The organism is Streptomyces sp. NPDC037290 (assembly GCF_055603245.1).
The window spans coordinates 189,968-205,100 of the sequence record NZ_JBVJVZ010000007.1 but is presented as its reverse complement, the minus strand read 5'-3'; the positions used below and the strand labels follow the sequence as shown (position 1 = coordinate 205,100).

The window sequence follows — 15,133 nt, the reverse complement described above, 5'->3', positions numbered from 1 at the left end:
GCGTACCGCAGTCGGCGCAGGAGTCGACGGCACGACGGGACGGGGCGGCATGACGACGGCAGTGAGCAGCGAACTCTCCGTGGAGCTACGGGGATTCAGGCGGGTGCAGCGCCTCGCCTACGAGTGCGCGGAGGCGGTCGCGGCGCGCCTCGAGCCGGGCGTGACCGAGCGCGAGGCCGCGCGGATGCAGCGGGAGTGGCTGCGCGAGCGCGGGGTGCGGGACTGGTTCCACCTGCCCTTCGCCTGGTTCGGCGACCGCACGGCGTTCGTGAACTTCCGCATACCCCTGCAGTTCTTCCCCACCGACCGCGCCCTGGCGCCCGGCATGCCGTTCATCCTGGACATGGCGCCGGTGTACGAGGGATACACGGCGGACATCGGCTACTCGGGCTCGCTCGGCGTCAACCCGGTGCAGGACCGGCTGCTGGCCGACCTGGAGGCCCACCGGGAGCTGATCCTGCGCGAGGTGCGCGAGCGGCGCCCGCTGCGCGAGATCTACGAGGACGTGGACCGGCTCATGGTCCGCCAGGGCTACGCCAACCGGCATCGCGCGTACCCGTTCGGCGTGATCGCCCACAAGGTGGACCGCGTGCGGCAGCGCCGTTTCTCGCCCCGCCTCTTCGGGTTCGGGACGCAGTCGCTGAAGGGCCTGGCCGCCGACGCGCTGCACGGCCACCGTGAGGGCTGGTCACCGCTGTGGTCGCCGTACCGCTTCTCCGACCACCCGCCGCAGCCGGGCCTGTGGGCGGTCGAACCACACCTCGGCTTCCGGGGTACGGGCGCGAAGTTCGAGGAGATCCTGGTGGTCACCGACTCCAGGGACCCCGAACAGAGCGCCTTCTGGCTGGACGACGATCTGCCGCACGTGCGGCGCTGGGCGGAGGAGAAGTGACGGCGGACGTGACGCTGAAGGGTGCGCGGGAGCGCCGGGTGGCGACCGGCGGGATCGAGCTGTGCGTGGCCGAGCTGGGCGACCCCCAGCAGCCGACCGTGGTGCTGGTGCACGGCTACCCGGACAGCAAGGAGGTCTGGTCACAGGTCGCCGTCCGCCTCGCCGACCGCTTCCACGTGGTCCTGTACGACGTCCGGGGCCACGGCCGCTCGACGGCACCCCAGCCGCTGCGCGGCGGCTTCACGCTGGCCAAGCTCACCGACGACTTCCTGGCCGTCGTGGACGCGGTCAGCCCGGACCGCCCGGTGCACCTGGTCGGGCACGACTGGGGCTCGGTGCAGTCCTGGGAGTTCGTGACGGTGGGCCGTACGGAGGGCCGTATCGCCTCCTTCACGTCGATGTCCGGGCCGTCCCTGGACCACTTCGGGCACTGGATCAACGCGCGCGTGAAGCGCCCGACGCCCCGCCGGGTGGGTCAGCTCCTCGGCCAGGGCGGCAAGTCCTGGTACGTGTACCTGCTGCACACGCCCGCCCTGCCCGAGCTGGCCTGGCGCGGCCCGCTCGGCAAGCGCTGGCCCAGGATCCTGCAGCGCGTGGAGAAGCTCCCGGCCGACGGCTATCCGACCTCCTCGCTGCCCTCCGACGCGGCGCACGGCGCCTGGCTGTACCGCGACAACGTCCGCGCCCGCCTGGCGAGGCCGCGCTCCGACGCGTACGCGCACGCGCCCGTGCAGCTCATCACGCCCCAAGGGGACGCGTTCCTCTCGGAGCGGCTCTACGACGACCTGGAACAGTGGGTGCCCCGGCTGACCCGGCGCACGCTGCCCGCCAAGCACTGGATCCCGCGTACCCGCCCCGACCAAGTCACCTCCTGGATCGAGGAATTCATCATGGCGGTGGAAGGCGGCCGCCCGGCACCGAAGGCCACCGGCCGCCACGCCGACCGGTTCGGCGGCCAGTTGGTGCTGGTCACCGGCGCGGGCAGCGGCATCGGCCGGGCCACGGCGTTCGCGTTCGCGGAGGCCGGAGCGCGCGTGGTGGCCGTCGACCGCGACACCGAGGCCGCGGCCCGCACCGCCGAGCTGTCCCGGCTGGCCGGCGCGCCCGAGGCGTGGGCGGAGACGGCCGACGTCTCGGACGAGCAGGCGATGGAGAAGCTCGCCGAGAAGGTGCACCGCGCGTACGGCGTGCTGGACGTGCTGGTCAACAACGCGGGTGTCGGCCTGTCCGGCTCCTTCTTCGCCACCACGTCCGAGGACTGGCGCAGGGTCCTCGATGTGAACCTGTGGGGCGTGATCCACGGCTGCCGGCTGTTCGGCGGGCGGATGGCCGAACGCGGCCAGGGCGGCCACATCGTCAACATCGCCTCCGCGGCCGCCTTCCAGCCCTCCCGGGCCCTGCCCGCCTACAGCACGTCCAAGGCGGCGGTGCTGATGCTCTCCGAGTGCCTGCGGGCCGAACTCGCCGGTCAGGGCATCGGCGTGAGCGCGATCTGCCCCGGCATCGTCAACACGAACATCACCGCGACGGCCCGTTTCGCCGGTGTGGACGAGGCGGAGGAACGCCGCCGCCAGAAGAACTCGGCCCGCCTGTACGGCCTGCGCAACTACCCGCCGGAGAAGGTGGCCGAGGCCATCCTGGACGCCGTGGCCGGCAACCGGGCGGTCGTCCCGGTAACCCCGGAGGCCCGCGGCGCGCATCTCATGTCGCGTTTCCTGCCGGGAGCGCTGCGGCGGATCGCGCGCGTGGAGCCGAGGCTGTGACATGACCGACCCGCCACCCCGGGGGACCTACCGCATCGAGGCTCTGGCCCACCACACCGCCACCACGGTCCGGACCATCCGCGCCTACCAGGACCGCGGTCTGCTCCCCCGGCCCGAACGCCGGGGGCGGTCCAACCTGTACTCCGAGGCGCACGTCACCCGGCTCCACCAGATCGCCCATCTCCTCGACCGCGGCTACACGCTGGCCTCGATCAAGGAGCTGCTGGACGCCTGGGACACGGGTCGTGGCCTGGGCGGGGTGCTCGGCCTGGTCACCGAGGTGGAGGGGCCGTGGACGGACGAGCGCCCCGACCGCGTCACGCGCGCGGAGCTGGACGCCCGCTTCGGCGGCACGCCAGACGACGCCGCCGTGAACGAGGCGGTCGAACTGGGCGTGCTGGAGCGGATCGAAGGTGATCCCGACGTCTTTCTCGTGCCGAGCCCCCAAGAGCTGTCCGTGGCCGTCGAGTTGCACGCCGCCGGAGTACCGTTGTCCGCGATCTCGGACCATCTGCGGGAGTTGAGGGGACAGGTCGAGCACATCGCCGCTCGCTTCCTGGAGTTCACCACCGAGTACGTCTTCGCGCGCTACCTCGACGATCCCGGGCACCGCACGGACGCGCACGCCGCGGAGGCCGCCTCGCTCGTACGCCGGCTGCGCCCGCTGGCCCAGCAGACCATGGAAGCCGAACTGGCCCGGGCACTGCGCTCGTTGGCGACCCGGCAGCTGCGCACACGCCTCGGTGCCGGGAAGCCCGGGGAAGAACGTTCCGGCACCCGCCCCGTCACCCTGCCCGCCCGAACGATCGACGCTGTGGAACGCCTCGTTGGGCGCGCACAGGTTTCCGAGTTCATCGCACTGGCAGCCGAACGTGAGGTGATGGCACGCACGTTGAACGAGCTGACGGCAGGCACCTTGACCGAGACGGAAGTTCACGAAACGCCATAAAGCGCCCGCCACTTGTCCACAGATTCGCCAATTCCCCTGTGGATAACTTTAGTTGGTTGTGGATCAAACCTACGCGCCAAAAAAACCTGCGTGATCCGCGCCTCTGGCACACGCTGAGCGTATGAACGCACGATACGACGAAAGACGCACCGTGCAGGTGTCGAAGTACCTCTCCAGACACCTGCGCCACCAGCCGGAGCGCATCGGGCTCACTCTCGACCCGGGCGGCTGGGTGGAGATCGACACGCTGATCGCCAGGGCCGCCGCGCACGGATTCCGGTTCACACGCGAGGAACTGGACCATGCGGTGGCCACCAACGACAAGCGGCGCTTCGCGATCGAGGGCACCAGGATCCGGGCCAGTCAGGGCCACAGCATCGACGTCGATCTCGGCCTGCCCCCGGCGACCCCACCGCCGTACCTCTACCACGGGACCGTCGCAGGGAACCTGGACGCGATCCGCGCCGACGGCCTCAGACCCATGAGCCGGCACGACGTGCATCTCTCCGCCGACCGCGAGACCGCCACCCGGGTCGGCGCCCGCCGTGGCCGCCCCGTGGTGCTCGCCGTCGACGCCGGCGCCATGCACCGCGACGGCCATGTGTTCCGCGTCAGCGCCAACGGAGTCTGGCTGACCAAGGCCGTCCCCCCGCGCTACCTGCGGTTTCCGGGGACCCGCTGACACCGGGCTCCGGCCTGCGGTCATGATCGGTGGTATGGACCATGCTCATGAGCACCTGCCGACCACGGAGGCAGCCGTCACCGCGCTGCGCGCCCTCGCCGCCCATTACGCGCGCGAGATCGAGGTGACCCACGACATCGGCGCCGACCAGACCTCCCGCCGCGGCACCGCGGGCATCGGCGTGACCACGGACCCCGACGGCTCCCTGCCGCACGAGGCGTACGCCGAGTTCGGCGGCGTACCCCGGGTGAGCGTGCGGCTCTACCCGGAGGACGACGCGCTGATCACGGTCGAGGGCATCGAGTGCCCGGACATCCCGCGCGACGACGTGCCCGCCTTCCTCCGCTCCGTCTTCGAGGGCCTCGCCCACGTCAAGGCGCGCCGCTTCCCGCCCGGCTACCGCCTGGTCGTCCCGCTGCCCGGCGACCGCACGCACAAGGAGTACGTCCCGATGGTCCTGCTCAGTCCGTGGCTGAGCAGCCGCGTTCAGTGACCGTTTGGTCCGTTGTCGGTGGGGCCGCTTACTCTCGAGCGCATGAGCCTGCGTCTGAGCACCGTGATCCTGCCGTACCGCCGCTGGAGCGAAGGCGGCCGTTCGGCCTGGGTGCGGGCCGAGCAGCTCGGCTTCCACACCGCGTACACCTACGACCACCTGTCCTGGCGCAGCTTCCGTGACGGCCCCTGGTTCGGCGCCGTTCCCACGCTGACGGCCGCCGCCGGCGTCACCGAGCGGCTGCGCCTGGGCACGCTGGTGACCTCGCCGAACTTCCGGCACCCGGTGACCCTCGCGAAGGAGCTGATCTCCCTCGACGACATCTCCGGCGGCCGGATCACCCTCGGCATCGGCGCCGGCGGCACAGGCTTCGACGCCACCGCGCTGGGCCAGGAACCGTGGAGTCCGCGCGAGCGAGCCGACCGGTTCGTCGAGTTCGTGCCGCTGCTGGACCGGCTGCTCACCGAGGACGCGGTGACGCACGAGGGCCGCTTCTACTCGGCGCACGAGGCCCGGAACATCCCGGGCTGCATGCAGCGGCCCCGGCTGCCGTTCGCGGTGGCGGCCACGGGCCCGCGCGGCCTCAGGCTCGCCGCCCGGCACGGCCAGGCATGGGTGACCACCGGCGACCCGAAGCTGTACGAGACCGGCACCCCGGAGCAGTCCGTCGAGGCTCTGCGCGGCCAGATCGCCAGACTGTCCGAGGCCTGCGCGGACGCCGGGCGGGACATGGCCGGCCTGGAGAAGATCCTGCTCACGGGCTTCACCCCGGACCGCGCCCGGCCGCTTCAGTCCCTGGACGCCTTCGTGGACTTCGCCGGCCGCCACAAGGAACTCGGCTTCACCGAGATCGTGATCCACTGGCCCATCCCGGACTCCGACTTCGCCGCGGACGAGAAGGTCTTCGAGCAGATCGCCATGGAAGCCCTCGCCCAGCTGGGCTGACCGGACGTCTCCCGGGACCTGCGTCGAGCGTCATCTGTGTCTCATCTGTGCGCACTCCCGCACGGCCGTGCTGGCATATGCGTGAGAATGGCCGGGTGACCTCAGCGACCAGACAGCCCGGGACCCCGTCCGCCGCCGTACGGCCGCGGTTGATCGCCACCGACCTCGACGGCACGCTGCTGCGCGACGACAAGTCGGTCTCACCGCGTACGGTCGCCGCGCTCGCCGCCGCGGAGGAGGCGGGCATCGAGGTCTTCTTCGTCACCGGCCGCCCGGCCCGCTGGATGAACGTCGTCAGCGAACACGTCCACGGACACGGCCTGGCGATCTGCGGCAACGGCGCCGCCGTGGTCGACCTGCACGGCGGCCCCGGCGCCCACCGCTTCGTGAAGGTGCGCGAACTGGCGCGCGAGAACGCCCTGGACGCCGTACGGCTGCTGCGCGAGGCGGCACCCGGCACCGTGTTCGCGGTGGAGCAGACCTACGGCTTCCACCAGGAGCCGGACTATCCCAAGCTGCACAGGGAGATACCGGACAACCTCCTGCCCGCCGAGCAACTCCTCGCCCCCGACGGCCCGGACGCCGACCAGCCCGTGCTCAAGATCCTGGCCTACCACCCCGCCCTCGACCCGGACGCCTTCCTCACCCTCGCCCGGCTCGCGATCGGCAACCGCGCCAACGTCACCCGCTCCAGCCCCAGCGCCCTGCTGGAACTGAGCGGCCCCGACGTCTCCAAGGCCAGCACGCTCGCCCTGTGCTGCGCCGAGCGCGGGATCTCGCACGAGGAGGTCGTCGCCTTCGGCGACATGCCCAACGACGTCGAGATGCTGAGCTGGGCCGGCCACTCGTACGCGATGGGCAACGCCCACCCGGACGTCGTCGCCGCCGCGTCGGGCCGTACGGTCGCGAACAACGAGGACGGAGTCGCCGTCGTGATCGAGCAACTGCTCGCGGAAAGTCCCTGACCGGGACGGTCACTGGTACGGCGCCTCCCACACCACCGTCGTGCCGCCGCCGTTCTCCCCGATGAACCCCAGCGGTACGGCAGCCGTGTTGATCTCGCGCACCACCCGTGTGCGCAACCCCGCCGGTACCTCCACGCGGGGTCGGTCTCGCCGCGCGGGGCCGGGAGAGGGCACAGCGCACATGCCACGGCCACCGAACAGGACCCGGTCACCCCACCGCCACCAACGACTCCGCCTCCGCCTCCCGCCGCACCAGCGCCCGCAACGGCCCGTCCACCGCGAGCAGTTCCGCGTAGGTGCCCCGCTGCACCACCCGTCCCACGTCGAGAACGATCACCTCGTCCACCGCCTCCAGCCCGGCCAGCCGGTGCGTGATCAGCAGCGTCGTACGGCCCCGAGTGGCGGCCAGCAGGTCGGCGGTCAGCGCGTCGGCCGTCGGCAGGTCCAGGTGCTCGGCGGGCTCGTCCAGGACCAGTACGGGGAAGTCGGCCAGCAGAGCGCGGGCCAGCGCGAGCCGCTGTCGCTGACCGCCGGACAACCGCGCCCCGTGCTCGCCGACAAGCGTGTCCAGGCCGTCCGGCAACCCCTCCACCCAGTCCAGCAGCCGGGCCCGGTCCAGCGCCCGCCGAAGCTCGGCCTCGGTGGCGTCCTTCCTGGCCAGCAGCAGGTTCTCGCGCACCGAGCTGTCGAAGAGATGCGCGTCCTGCGCACACAGCCCGACGAGCCGCCGTACGTCGTCGCCGTCCAGCGCACAGGCGTCCACACCGGCGACGGTGTACGAGCCCTCGCTCGGGTCGAGGAAGCGCAGCAGCACTTGGGCGAGGGTCGTCTTGCCGGAACCGGACGCCCCGACCACCGCGATCCGCCGCCCCTCCTCCAGGGTGAGATCGAACCCGGCCAGCGCCTCCCGCCGCTGGCCCTCGTACCGCGCGGCCAGCTCCCTGACCACCAGCGGGAACGGCGAGGCGGGCGCCTGCCGGGGCCGCTCGGGCTCACGCACGGGCGCCGGGGCGTCGAGCACTTCGCGGACGCGCTCCGCACTGCGCCGCACCCGCTGCCGATGGCGCACGGCGAGCGGCAGCCCCAGTACGGCCTCGAAGACGGCCAGCGGAGTGAGGACGACCACGGCCATGGCCACACCGCTGAGCCGGCCCGCGACCACCGCCTGGGCACCGAACAGCGCGGTCGCCGTGACCGTCAGGCCGGAGATCAGCGCGGTGAGACCGTCGCCGAGCGCGGTCACGGCGGCGGCACGCGAGGCGATCCGGGTGAGGGTGCCGTCCGCTCGCCGGGCCACGTCGGTACGAGCGGGCAGCGCCCCGGCGACGGTGAGTTCGGCGGTTCCGGTGAGCAGGTCGGTGACGCGGGTGGCGAGGGCGCCGCGGGCCGGGGCCAGCCGTCGCTCGGTCCGCCGGGCCACCGTCGCGGTGACGAGCGGGACGCCGACACCAGCCGCGACGAGACCCGCCGCGAGGGCGGCACCGGCCTCGGGCAGCAGCCAGGCCGTGAAACCGACGGAGACGGCCGACACGGCGACGGCGACCGATGCGGGCAGCAGCCAGCGCAGCCAGTAGTCCTGGAGCGCATCGACGTCCGCGACCAGCCGGGTCAGCAGGTCACCGCGGCGAACGCTGCGCAGTCCAGCAGGCGCCAGCCGCTCCAGGCGCCTGTACACGGCAACCCGGGTGTCGGCCAGCATCCGCAGCACGGCGTCGTGCGACACCAGCCGCTCGGCGTAGCGGAAGACGGCCCGCCCGATCCCGAAGGCCCGCGTCGCCGTCACGGCGACCATCAGATACAGCACCGGCGGCTGCTGCGAGGCCCGCGAGATGAGCCACCCGGAGGTCGCCATCAGCCCCACGGCACTACCGAGCGCCAGGCTTCCCAGCACCAGGGCCAGCACCAACCGGCCCCGCCGGGGCCCCGCCAGCCCACGAACCCAAGCAAGCACTCGCCGCGGTCGCCCCGAAGTCACGTCCGCTGCGCCATCCCCGGCCCGCCCAGCCCGAGAACCCGACAGGCCCCCTTCCGCGCGCCCGAGCCCGGAGACCGGGCGGTCATCTTCGAACGTGCCGAGTCGGGATCCCGCGGAACCCTGCCAGGGGTCCAGGGGACGGAGCGCCCTGGGGGGCTCATCGCCGCTCCGGTGCGTCACCGGCTCCGCGTCCCGTAGCCGCACCACCCGATCGGCCAGCGACAACAACGCCGGCCGATGCACGACAAGCAGCACCGTGCGCCCGACAGCAAGCCGCCGCACCGCCGCGACGATCTCCCCCTCCGTTGCCCCGTCCAGGGCAGCCGTCGGCTCATCCAGCAACAGCACGGGCCGGTCCGCGAGAAACGCCCGGGCCAGAGCCAACCGCTGCCGCTGCCCCGCCGACAGCCCGGCCCCGTCCTCCCCGAGCACCGTCTCGATCCCCTCGGGCAGCGCGTCCACGAACTCCAGCGCACCCGCGTCCCGCAGTGCCCGGCGTACGGCAGCGTCATCTGCGTCCGGCCGGGCCAACCGCACGTTCTCCGCGATGGTCCCGGCATACAGGTGCGGCCGCTGCGGCACCCATGCGATGCGTGACCGCCACTCCTCCACATCGAGTCCGGTGAGGTCCGCTCCCCCGATCCGCACCCGCCCCTCGGTGGGCTGGACGAACCCGAGCAGCACGTTCAACAGTGTCGACTTGCCCGCCCCGCTGGGCCCGACCAGCGCGACCGTCTCGCCGGGCTCGACGCTGAACGACACCTCCGTCACGGCGTGCACGGAACGGCCGGGGTAGCGTACGGAGACCTCCTCGAAGGTCACCGTGCCCGCCGGCACCGCACCGGCACCCGATGCCGGAACCGGCGTCTCCAGCACGCCGAAGATCTCCTCCGCGGCGGCGAGCCCCTCGGCCGCCGCGTGGTACTGCGCACCGACCTGACGCAGCGGCAGGTAGGCCTCGGGCGCCAGCACCAGGATCACCAGGCCGATGTACAGGTCCATGTCGCCGTGCACGAGCCGCATGCCGATCGTCACCGCGACCAGGGCGACCGACAGCGTGGCGAGCAACTCCAGCGCGAAGGAGGAGAGGAAGGCGATCCGGAGGGTCCGCAGGGTGGCCTCGCGGTACTCACCGGTGATCCGGCGGATCGACTCGGCCTGTGCCTTGGCCCGCCCGAAGACCTTCAGCGTGGGCAGTCCGGCGACCACGTCCAGGAAGTGCCCGGAGAGCCGGGACAGCAGCCGCCACTGACGGTCCATGCGGGCCTGGGTGGCCCAGCCGATCAGCATCATGAAGAGCGGGATGAGGGGCAGGGTGCCGACGATGATCGCCGCCGACACCCAGTCCTCGGTGACGATCCGCGCCAGTACCGCCACCGGTACGACCACCGCCAGCCCCAACTGCGGCAGATAGCGCGAGAAGTAGTCGTCGAGGGCGTCGACCCCGCGCGTGGCCAGCGTGACCAGCGAACCGGTGCGCTGACCGGCCAGCCACCCGGGACCGAGCGCCGCCGCACGGTCGAGAAGGCGCCCCCGCAGTTCCGACTTCACCGCCGCGCTCGCCCGATGGGCGGCACGTTCGGTGAGCCACGCGACAACCGCCCGCCCCGCGGCCACGGCCACCAACAGCAGCAGGGGTGTACGCAGCCCAGCGGCGGACTCCCCGTGCTGGAATGCTCCGACAACGACCTCGGCGATGAGCATCGCCTGGGCAATGACCAGTCCCGCACCAACGGCACCCAGGCCGACGACCGCAGCCAGGAAGAGCCGGGTGGCGCGGGCGTAGCGCAGAAGACGAGGATCGATTGGTTTCACGTGAAACGTGCCCTTCGGTCCAGAGGGTGTGTTTCACGTGAAACACACCCTCGGCGGACTCAGTGTGCGGCGCCCGCCGCAGCGTCGGGAGCGATGTGCTGCGTGCCGATCCGCTTGCGGAACACCCAGTAGGTCCAGCCCTGGTAGAGCAACACCAGGGGCGTGGCGATGGCCGCCAGCCACGTCATGATCTTCAGGGTGTACGGGCTGGACGAGGCATTGGTGACCGTCAGACTCCAGTCCCCGTTGAGCGAGGACGGCATGACATTCGGGAAGAGCGACAGGAAGAGCACCGCCACAACGCCCACGATCGTGACGCCGGACAACGCGAACGCCCATCCCTCACGCCCGAATTGGTTGGCCACCAGAGCGGCCACCAGGGCGGCGACCGCCACGATCAGGGCCACCAGGCTCTTGTCGTCACCGCTGTGGGCCTGCGTCCACAGCAGAAAGGCGAGCGCCGCGACGGTCGTGACAAGACCCACCCGAAGAGCCAGCTGCCGTGCCCGCACCCGGATGTCCCCCACGGTCTTGAGCGCGGTGAAGACCGCCCCGTGGAAGGTGAAGAGCGTGAGCGTCACCAGACCGCCGAGCAGGGCGTAGGGGTTGAGCAGGTCCAGGACACCGCCGACGTACTCGAAGTGCTGGTCGATCTTCACGCCCCGCACGATGTTCCCGAAGGCCACGCCCCACAGGAACGCCGGGATCAGCGAGGTCCAGAAGATCGCCGTCTCCCAGTTGCGCTGCCAGTTCTCCTCGGGACGCTTCGCCCGGTACTCGAAGGCGACGCCCCGGACGATCAGGCAGACCAGGATGATCAGCAGCGGCAGATAGAAACCTGAGAAGAGGGTGGCGTACCACTCCGGGAACGCGGCGAAGGTCGCACCGCCGGCCGTGAGCAGCCACACCTCGTTGCCGTCCCAGACGGGCCCGATGGTGTTGATCAGCACCCGCCGCTCCGGCCGGTTTCGGGCCAGCAGCTTGGTGAGGATGCCGACCCCGAAGTCGAAGCCCTCCAGGAAGAAGTAGCCGGTCCACAGGACGGCGATCAGGACGAACCAGACGTCGTGAAGTTCCATGGCTGTTCCCTCGGCCTAGTACGAGAAGGCCATCGGCTTGTCGGCGTCACGAGTGTCGCCGCCGATCTTCGTGGGTGGGTTGAGATCGGCTTCGGTCAGCTCGGGCGGGCCGGACCTGATGTACTTCGCGAGCAGCTTGACCTCGACCACGGCGAGGATCGCGTACAGCGAGGTGAAGACGATCATCGAGGTGAGGACCTCGCCCTGGGAGACACCGGGGGAGACCGCGTGCCGGGTCTGCAGGACGCCGTAGACGACCCACGGCTGGCGGCCCATCTCGGTGAAGATCCAGCCCCACGAGTTGGCGATCAGGGGGAAGGCCAGCGTCCAGGTGGCGATGCGCCAGTACCAGGGCGTCAGCTTCGGGCTGAGCGCCTTGTTCTTGAACAGCACCAGATGAGGCACCTCGTCCTCGCCGACCCGCAGGTGGTCCGGCAGCATGAACTTCTTGCGGGTCAGCCACAGCCCGGCCAGGCCGATGGCGAAGGAGGCCATGCCGAAGCCGATCATCCAACGGAAGCCCCAGAAGGCGACCGGGATGTTGGGCCGGTAGTCGCCCGGCCCGAACTTCTGCTGCTCGGCCTTGTTGACGTCGTTGATGCCGGGGACGTGCGAGGTGAAGTTGTCGTTGGCGAGGAAGGACAGCAGGCCCGGGATCTCGATCGCGACGGTGTTGTGCCCCTTCTCCACGTCTCCGTAGGCGAAGATCGAGAAGGGTGCGGGCTTCTGCCCGTCCCACAGCGCCTCGGCGGCGGCCATCTTCATGGGCTGCTGCTTGAACATGACCTTGCCGAGGGTGTCGCCGCTGACCGCGGTGAGCATGCCGGCGATGACCACGGTGACCAGTCCGAGCCGCAGCGAGGTCTTCATCTCACGGATGTGCTTCTTGCGGGCCAGGTGGTAGGCGGCGATGCCCACCATGAAGGCCCCTCCGGTCAGGAAGGCCGCGGACAGGGTGTGGAAGGCCTGGCTGAGCGCGGTGTTCTGGGTCAGTACGGCCCAGAAGTCCGTCAGCTCGGCGCGCCCCTTCGCCTTGTCGATCTTGTAGCCGACCGGATGCTGCATCCACGAGTTGGCAGCGAGGATGAAGTACGCCGACAGGATCGTGCCGATCGAGACCATCCATATGCAGGCGAGGTGGATCTTCTTGGGGAGCTTGTCCCAGCCGAAGATCCACAGGCCGATGAAGGTGGACTCGAAGAAGAACGCGATCAGCGCCTCGAAGGCGAGCGGTGCGCCGAAGATGTCGCCGACGAAGCGCGAGTAGTCGGACCAGTTCATACCGAACTGGAACTCCTGCACGATGCCGGTGACCACGCCCATGGCGATGTTGATCAGGAAGAGCTTGCCCCAGAACTTCGTCGCCCTGAGGTACTTCTCCTTCTCCGTACGCACCCAGGCCGTCTGCAGCCCGGCCGTGAGGGCGGCCAGAGAGATGGTCAGCGGGACGAACAGGAAGTGGTAGACGGTGGTGATGCCGAACTGCCAGCGCGCCAGTGTCTCCGGCGCCAGAGCCAGGTCCACGTCGTCACTCTCCTTACTACGCCGTGGTACAGCGGCGGTTTGCCCTGTTTATCGCGCACATACAGGACAATCGGGACGCGCTTGTGAACGCGTTCACATTCACAAGCTATTATGACGCACTGATTTTCGGCAACCGACGGGGGGTCCCCCCTTCGCCGTCGCGTCAAGGCCTTGGCAGCGACTCCAACATCTTGTTGAATTGCGCTCCATGCAGATACGCATTTCCTGGCCCGCGGGAAACACCACCGCGACCCTCGACGCAGACTCACCGACGGCGCAGGCCCTCGCCAAGGCGCTGCCACTCACCTCCAGCGCCTGCACATGGGGCGAGGAGGTGTATTTCGACACAGGAGTCTCCGTTTCACGTGAAACGGACGCCCGGCAGGTCGTGGAGCCGGGCACGGTGGCCTTCTGGACGGAAGGCGACGCGCTCGCCCTCCCCTATGGGCCCACGCCGATCTCGCGAGGCGACGAGTGCCGCCTCGCGAGCCCGTGCAATGTGCTCGGGAGCCTGGACGAGGACCCCGGCGTTCTGGCAACCGTACGAGCCGGCGACCCCGTCCGTGTGGAACTGATCAACGAGTAGAGCTACAGCTCCTTGCAGAACGCCTCGGCCACCTTCAGGAAGATGTCGTTCGCCTCGGTCTCTCCGACCGTCACCCGCACACCCTCGCCCGGGAACGGCCGGACCACGACACCGTGCTGCTCGCAGGCCTGTGCGAACGCGACCGTACGCTCGCCCAGCCGCAGCCAGGCGAAGTTCGCCTGCGTCTCCGGCACCGTCCACCCCTGGGCACGCAGCGCGTCGACCACGCGCTTGCGCTCGCACACCAGCGAGCCGACCCGGCCGAGCAACTCGTCCTCGGCCCGCAGCGAGGCGATCGCCGCTTCCTGCGCGAGCTGGCTGACGCCGAAGGGCACCGCCGTCTTGCGCAACGCCGCCGCGACCGGCTCATGGGCGATCGCGAAACCGACGCGCAGCCCGGCGAGCCCGTACGCCTTGGAGAAGGTCCGCAGGACACAGACGTTGGGCCGGTTCCGGTACAGCTCGACGCCGTCGGGCACCTCCGGGTCGCGGATGAACTCGCGGTAGGCCTCGTCCAGCACCACCAGGACATCACCGGGCACCCGGTCGAGGAACCGCTCCAGTTCGGCCCGCCGCACCACCGTGCCGGTCGGGTTGTTGGGGTTGCAGACGAAGATCAGACGCGTCCGGTCGGTGATCGCGTCCGCCATCGCGTCCAGGTCGTGCACGTCACCGGGCGTGAGCGGCACCTGCACCGACCGGGCGCCGCTGATCTGCGTGATGATCGGGTACGCCTCGAAGGACCGCCAGGCGTACATCACCTCGTCGCCGGGGCCGCTGGTGGCCTGGATGAGCTGCTGGGCAACGCCCACGGAACCGGTGCCGGTGGCCACGTGGGAGACCGGGACACCGAAGCGTTCCGACAGCTCGTCCATCAGCCCCGTGCACGCCATGTCCGGGTAGCGATTGAAGTTGCAGGCAGCCGCCGTCACGCTCTCCATCACACCCGGCAGCGGCGGGTAGGGGTTCTCGTTGGAGGACAGCTTGTAGGCAACCGGCCCACCGGCCGCGGCGGGCTTGCCCGGCTTGTAGGTGGGGATCCCCTCCAGCTCGACACGCAGCTTGGGGCTCGTCTCGCTCACCGCAGTCCTCCTCGCGATCGCCGGCGGACCGTCGACGCCGCCGGCTTCCAATACTCCTCACCTTATGAGGATTCAGCCCCGCTGCGTACAGGTGCGGGCAGGCAATACGAGAACCACCGCCGCCCCGGCCCCATCGCGGGCATCACCGTACGAAGGCGTACGTTTCAGGGGGCGCGCCGTACATATATCTATGCGCCGGTGGCTCGCGCCGTAGCGCGCATCACCCGTGCAGGTGAGTTGAGACCTCTTCGAAACATCGGGCACTTGGCAGGCCCATCCGCGTTGACAAGTCACGTCCTACCGCCGGATCGATGAACTGCCTTTATTTCAAAGGCAGTTGACTGCTTGCGACCATGCAGAAACGTGCCTGTCAACGCGTGCAT

General features: G+C 70.3%; 13 protein-coding genes. 8 read left to right on the top strand and 5 right to left on the bottom strand.

Going from position 1 to position 15,133, the window contains the following annotated elements; genetic code table 11:
- Positions 1 to 49 precede the first annotated feature (49 nt).
- The 7 genes from ACZ7HQ_RS25120 to ACZ7HQ_RS25090 all read left to right on the top strand — a co-directional run bounded on the left by ACZ7HQ_RS25120 (position 50) and on the right by ACZ7HQ_RS25090 (position 6,689).
- Positions 50 to 892, top strand: coding sequence for a M24 family metallopeptidase (locus tag ACZ7HQ_RS25120; RefSeq protein WP_470994016.1), 843 nt, complete (start codon positions 50 to 52; stop codon positions 890 to 892).
- Positions 893 to 900: 8 nt separating this feature from the next.
- Positions 901 to 2,655, top strand: coding sequence for an SDR family oxidoreductase (locus tag ACZ7HQ_RS25115; RefSeq protein ID WP_470994405.1), 1,755 nt, complete (start codon positions 901 to 903; stop codon positions 2,653 to 2,655).
- Position 2,656: 1 nt separating this feature from the next.
- Complete coding sequence (locus ACZ7HQ_RS25110; RefSeq protein ID WP_470994013.1) at positions 2,657 to 3,604, top strand: MerR family transcriptional regulator; 948 nt, start codon at positions 2,657 to 2,659, stop codon at positions 3,602 to 3,604.
- A 121-nt stretch (positions 3,605 to 3,725) separates the two neighbouring features.
- Positions 3,726 to 4,286 (top strand): RNA 2'-phosphotransferase, encoded by a 561-nt coding sequence (locus tag ACZ7HQ_RS25105; RefSeq protein WP_470994011.1) that lies wholly within the window; start codon positions 3,726 to 3,728, stop codon positions 4,284 to 4,286.
- Positions 4,287 to 4,308: 22 nt separating this feature from the next.
- Positions 4,309 to 4,779, top strand: coding sequence for a hypothetical protein (locus ACZ7HQ_RS25100; protein WP_470994008.1), 471 nt, complete (start codon positions 4,309 to 4,311; stop codon positions 4,777 to 4,779).
- A gap of 42 nt (positions 4,780 to 4,821) precedes the next feature.
- Positions 4,822 to 5,724, top strand: a complete 903-nt coding sequence (locus ACZ7HQ_RS25095) for an LLM class flavin-dependent oxidoreductase (RefSeq protein WP_470994007.1) — start codon at positions 4,822 to 4,824, stop codon at positions 5,722 to 5,724.
- A gap of 77 nt (positions 5,725 to 5,801) precedes the next feature.
- A complete protein-coding gene (locus ACZ7HQ_RS25090; RefSeq protein ID WP_470994004.1) occupies positions 5,802 to 6,689 on the top strand; it encodes a Cof-type HAD-IIB family hydrolase in 888 nt (295 codons plus the stop codon).
- Positions 6,690 to 6,698: 9 nt separating this feature from the next.
- Here the strand turns inward: ACZ7HQ_RS25090 and ACZ7HQ_RS25085 are convergent, their stop codons facing one another.
- From ACZ7HQ_RS25085 to ACZ7HQ_RS25070, 4 genes are all read right to left on the bottom strand, one after another.
- Complete coding sequence (locus ACZ7HQ_RS25085; protein WP_470994003.1) at positions 6,699 to 6,824, bottom strand: hypothetical protein; 126 nt, start codon at positions 6,822 to 6,824, stop codon at positions 6,699 to 6,701.
- Between the two features lie 73 nt (positions 6,825 to 6,897).
- The gene (cydD, locus tag ACZ7HQ_RS25080) at positions 6,898 to 10,479 is read right to left on the bottom strand and encodes a thiol reductant ABC exporter subunit CydD (protein WP_470994000.1); all 3,582 of its coding nucleotides are present in this window, start codon (positions 10,477 to 10,479) and stop codon (positions 6,898 to 6,900) included.
- A 59-nt stretch (positions 10,480 to 10,538) separates the two neighbouring features.
- Positions 10,539 to 11,558, bottom strand: a complete 1,020-nt coding sequence (gene cydB, locus ACZ7HQ_RS25075; protein ID WP_470993998.1) for a cytochrome d ubiquinol oxidase subunit II — start codon at positions 11,556 to 11,558, stop codon at positions 10,539 to 10,541.
- A gap of 15 nt (positions 11,559 to 11,573) precedes the next feature.
- The gene (locus tag ACZ7HQ_RS25070) at positions 11,574 to 13,082 is read right to left on the bottom strand and encodes a cytochrome ubiquinol oxidase subunit I (protein ID WP_470993995.1); all 1,509 of its coding nucleotides are present in this window, start codon (positions 13,080 to 13,082) and stop codon (positions 11,574 to 11,576) included.
- Positions 13,083 to 13,290: 208 nt separating this feature from the next.
- Between ACZ7HQ_RS25070 and ACZ7HQ_RS25065 the strand changes: the two genes are divergently transcribed.
- On the top strand, positions 13,291 to 13,668 hold the full coding sequence (locus tag ACZ7HQ_RS25065) for a cyclophilin-like fold protein (protein WP_470993993.1): 378 nt from the start codon (positions 13,291 to 13,293) through the stop codon (positions 13,666 to 13,668).
- A 2-nt stretch (positions 13,669 to 13,670) separates the two neighbouring features.
- On the opposite strand, the gene hisC is transcribed toward ACZ7HQ_RS25065, so the two are convergent.
- The gene (gene hisC, locus ACZ7HQ_RS25060) at positions 13,671 to 14,750 is read right to left on the bottom strand and encodes a histidinol-phosphate transaminase (protein WP_470993992.1); all 1,080 of its coding nucleotides are present in this window, start codon (positions 14,748 to 14,750) and stop codon (positions 13,671 to 13,673) included.
- Positions 14,751 to 15,133 lie beyond the last annotated feature (383 nt).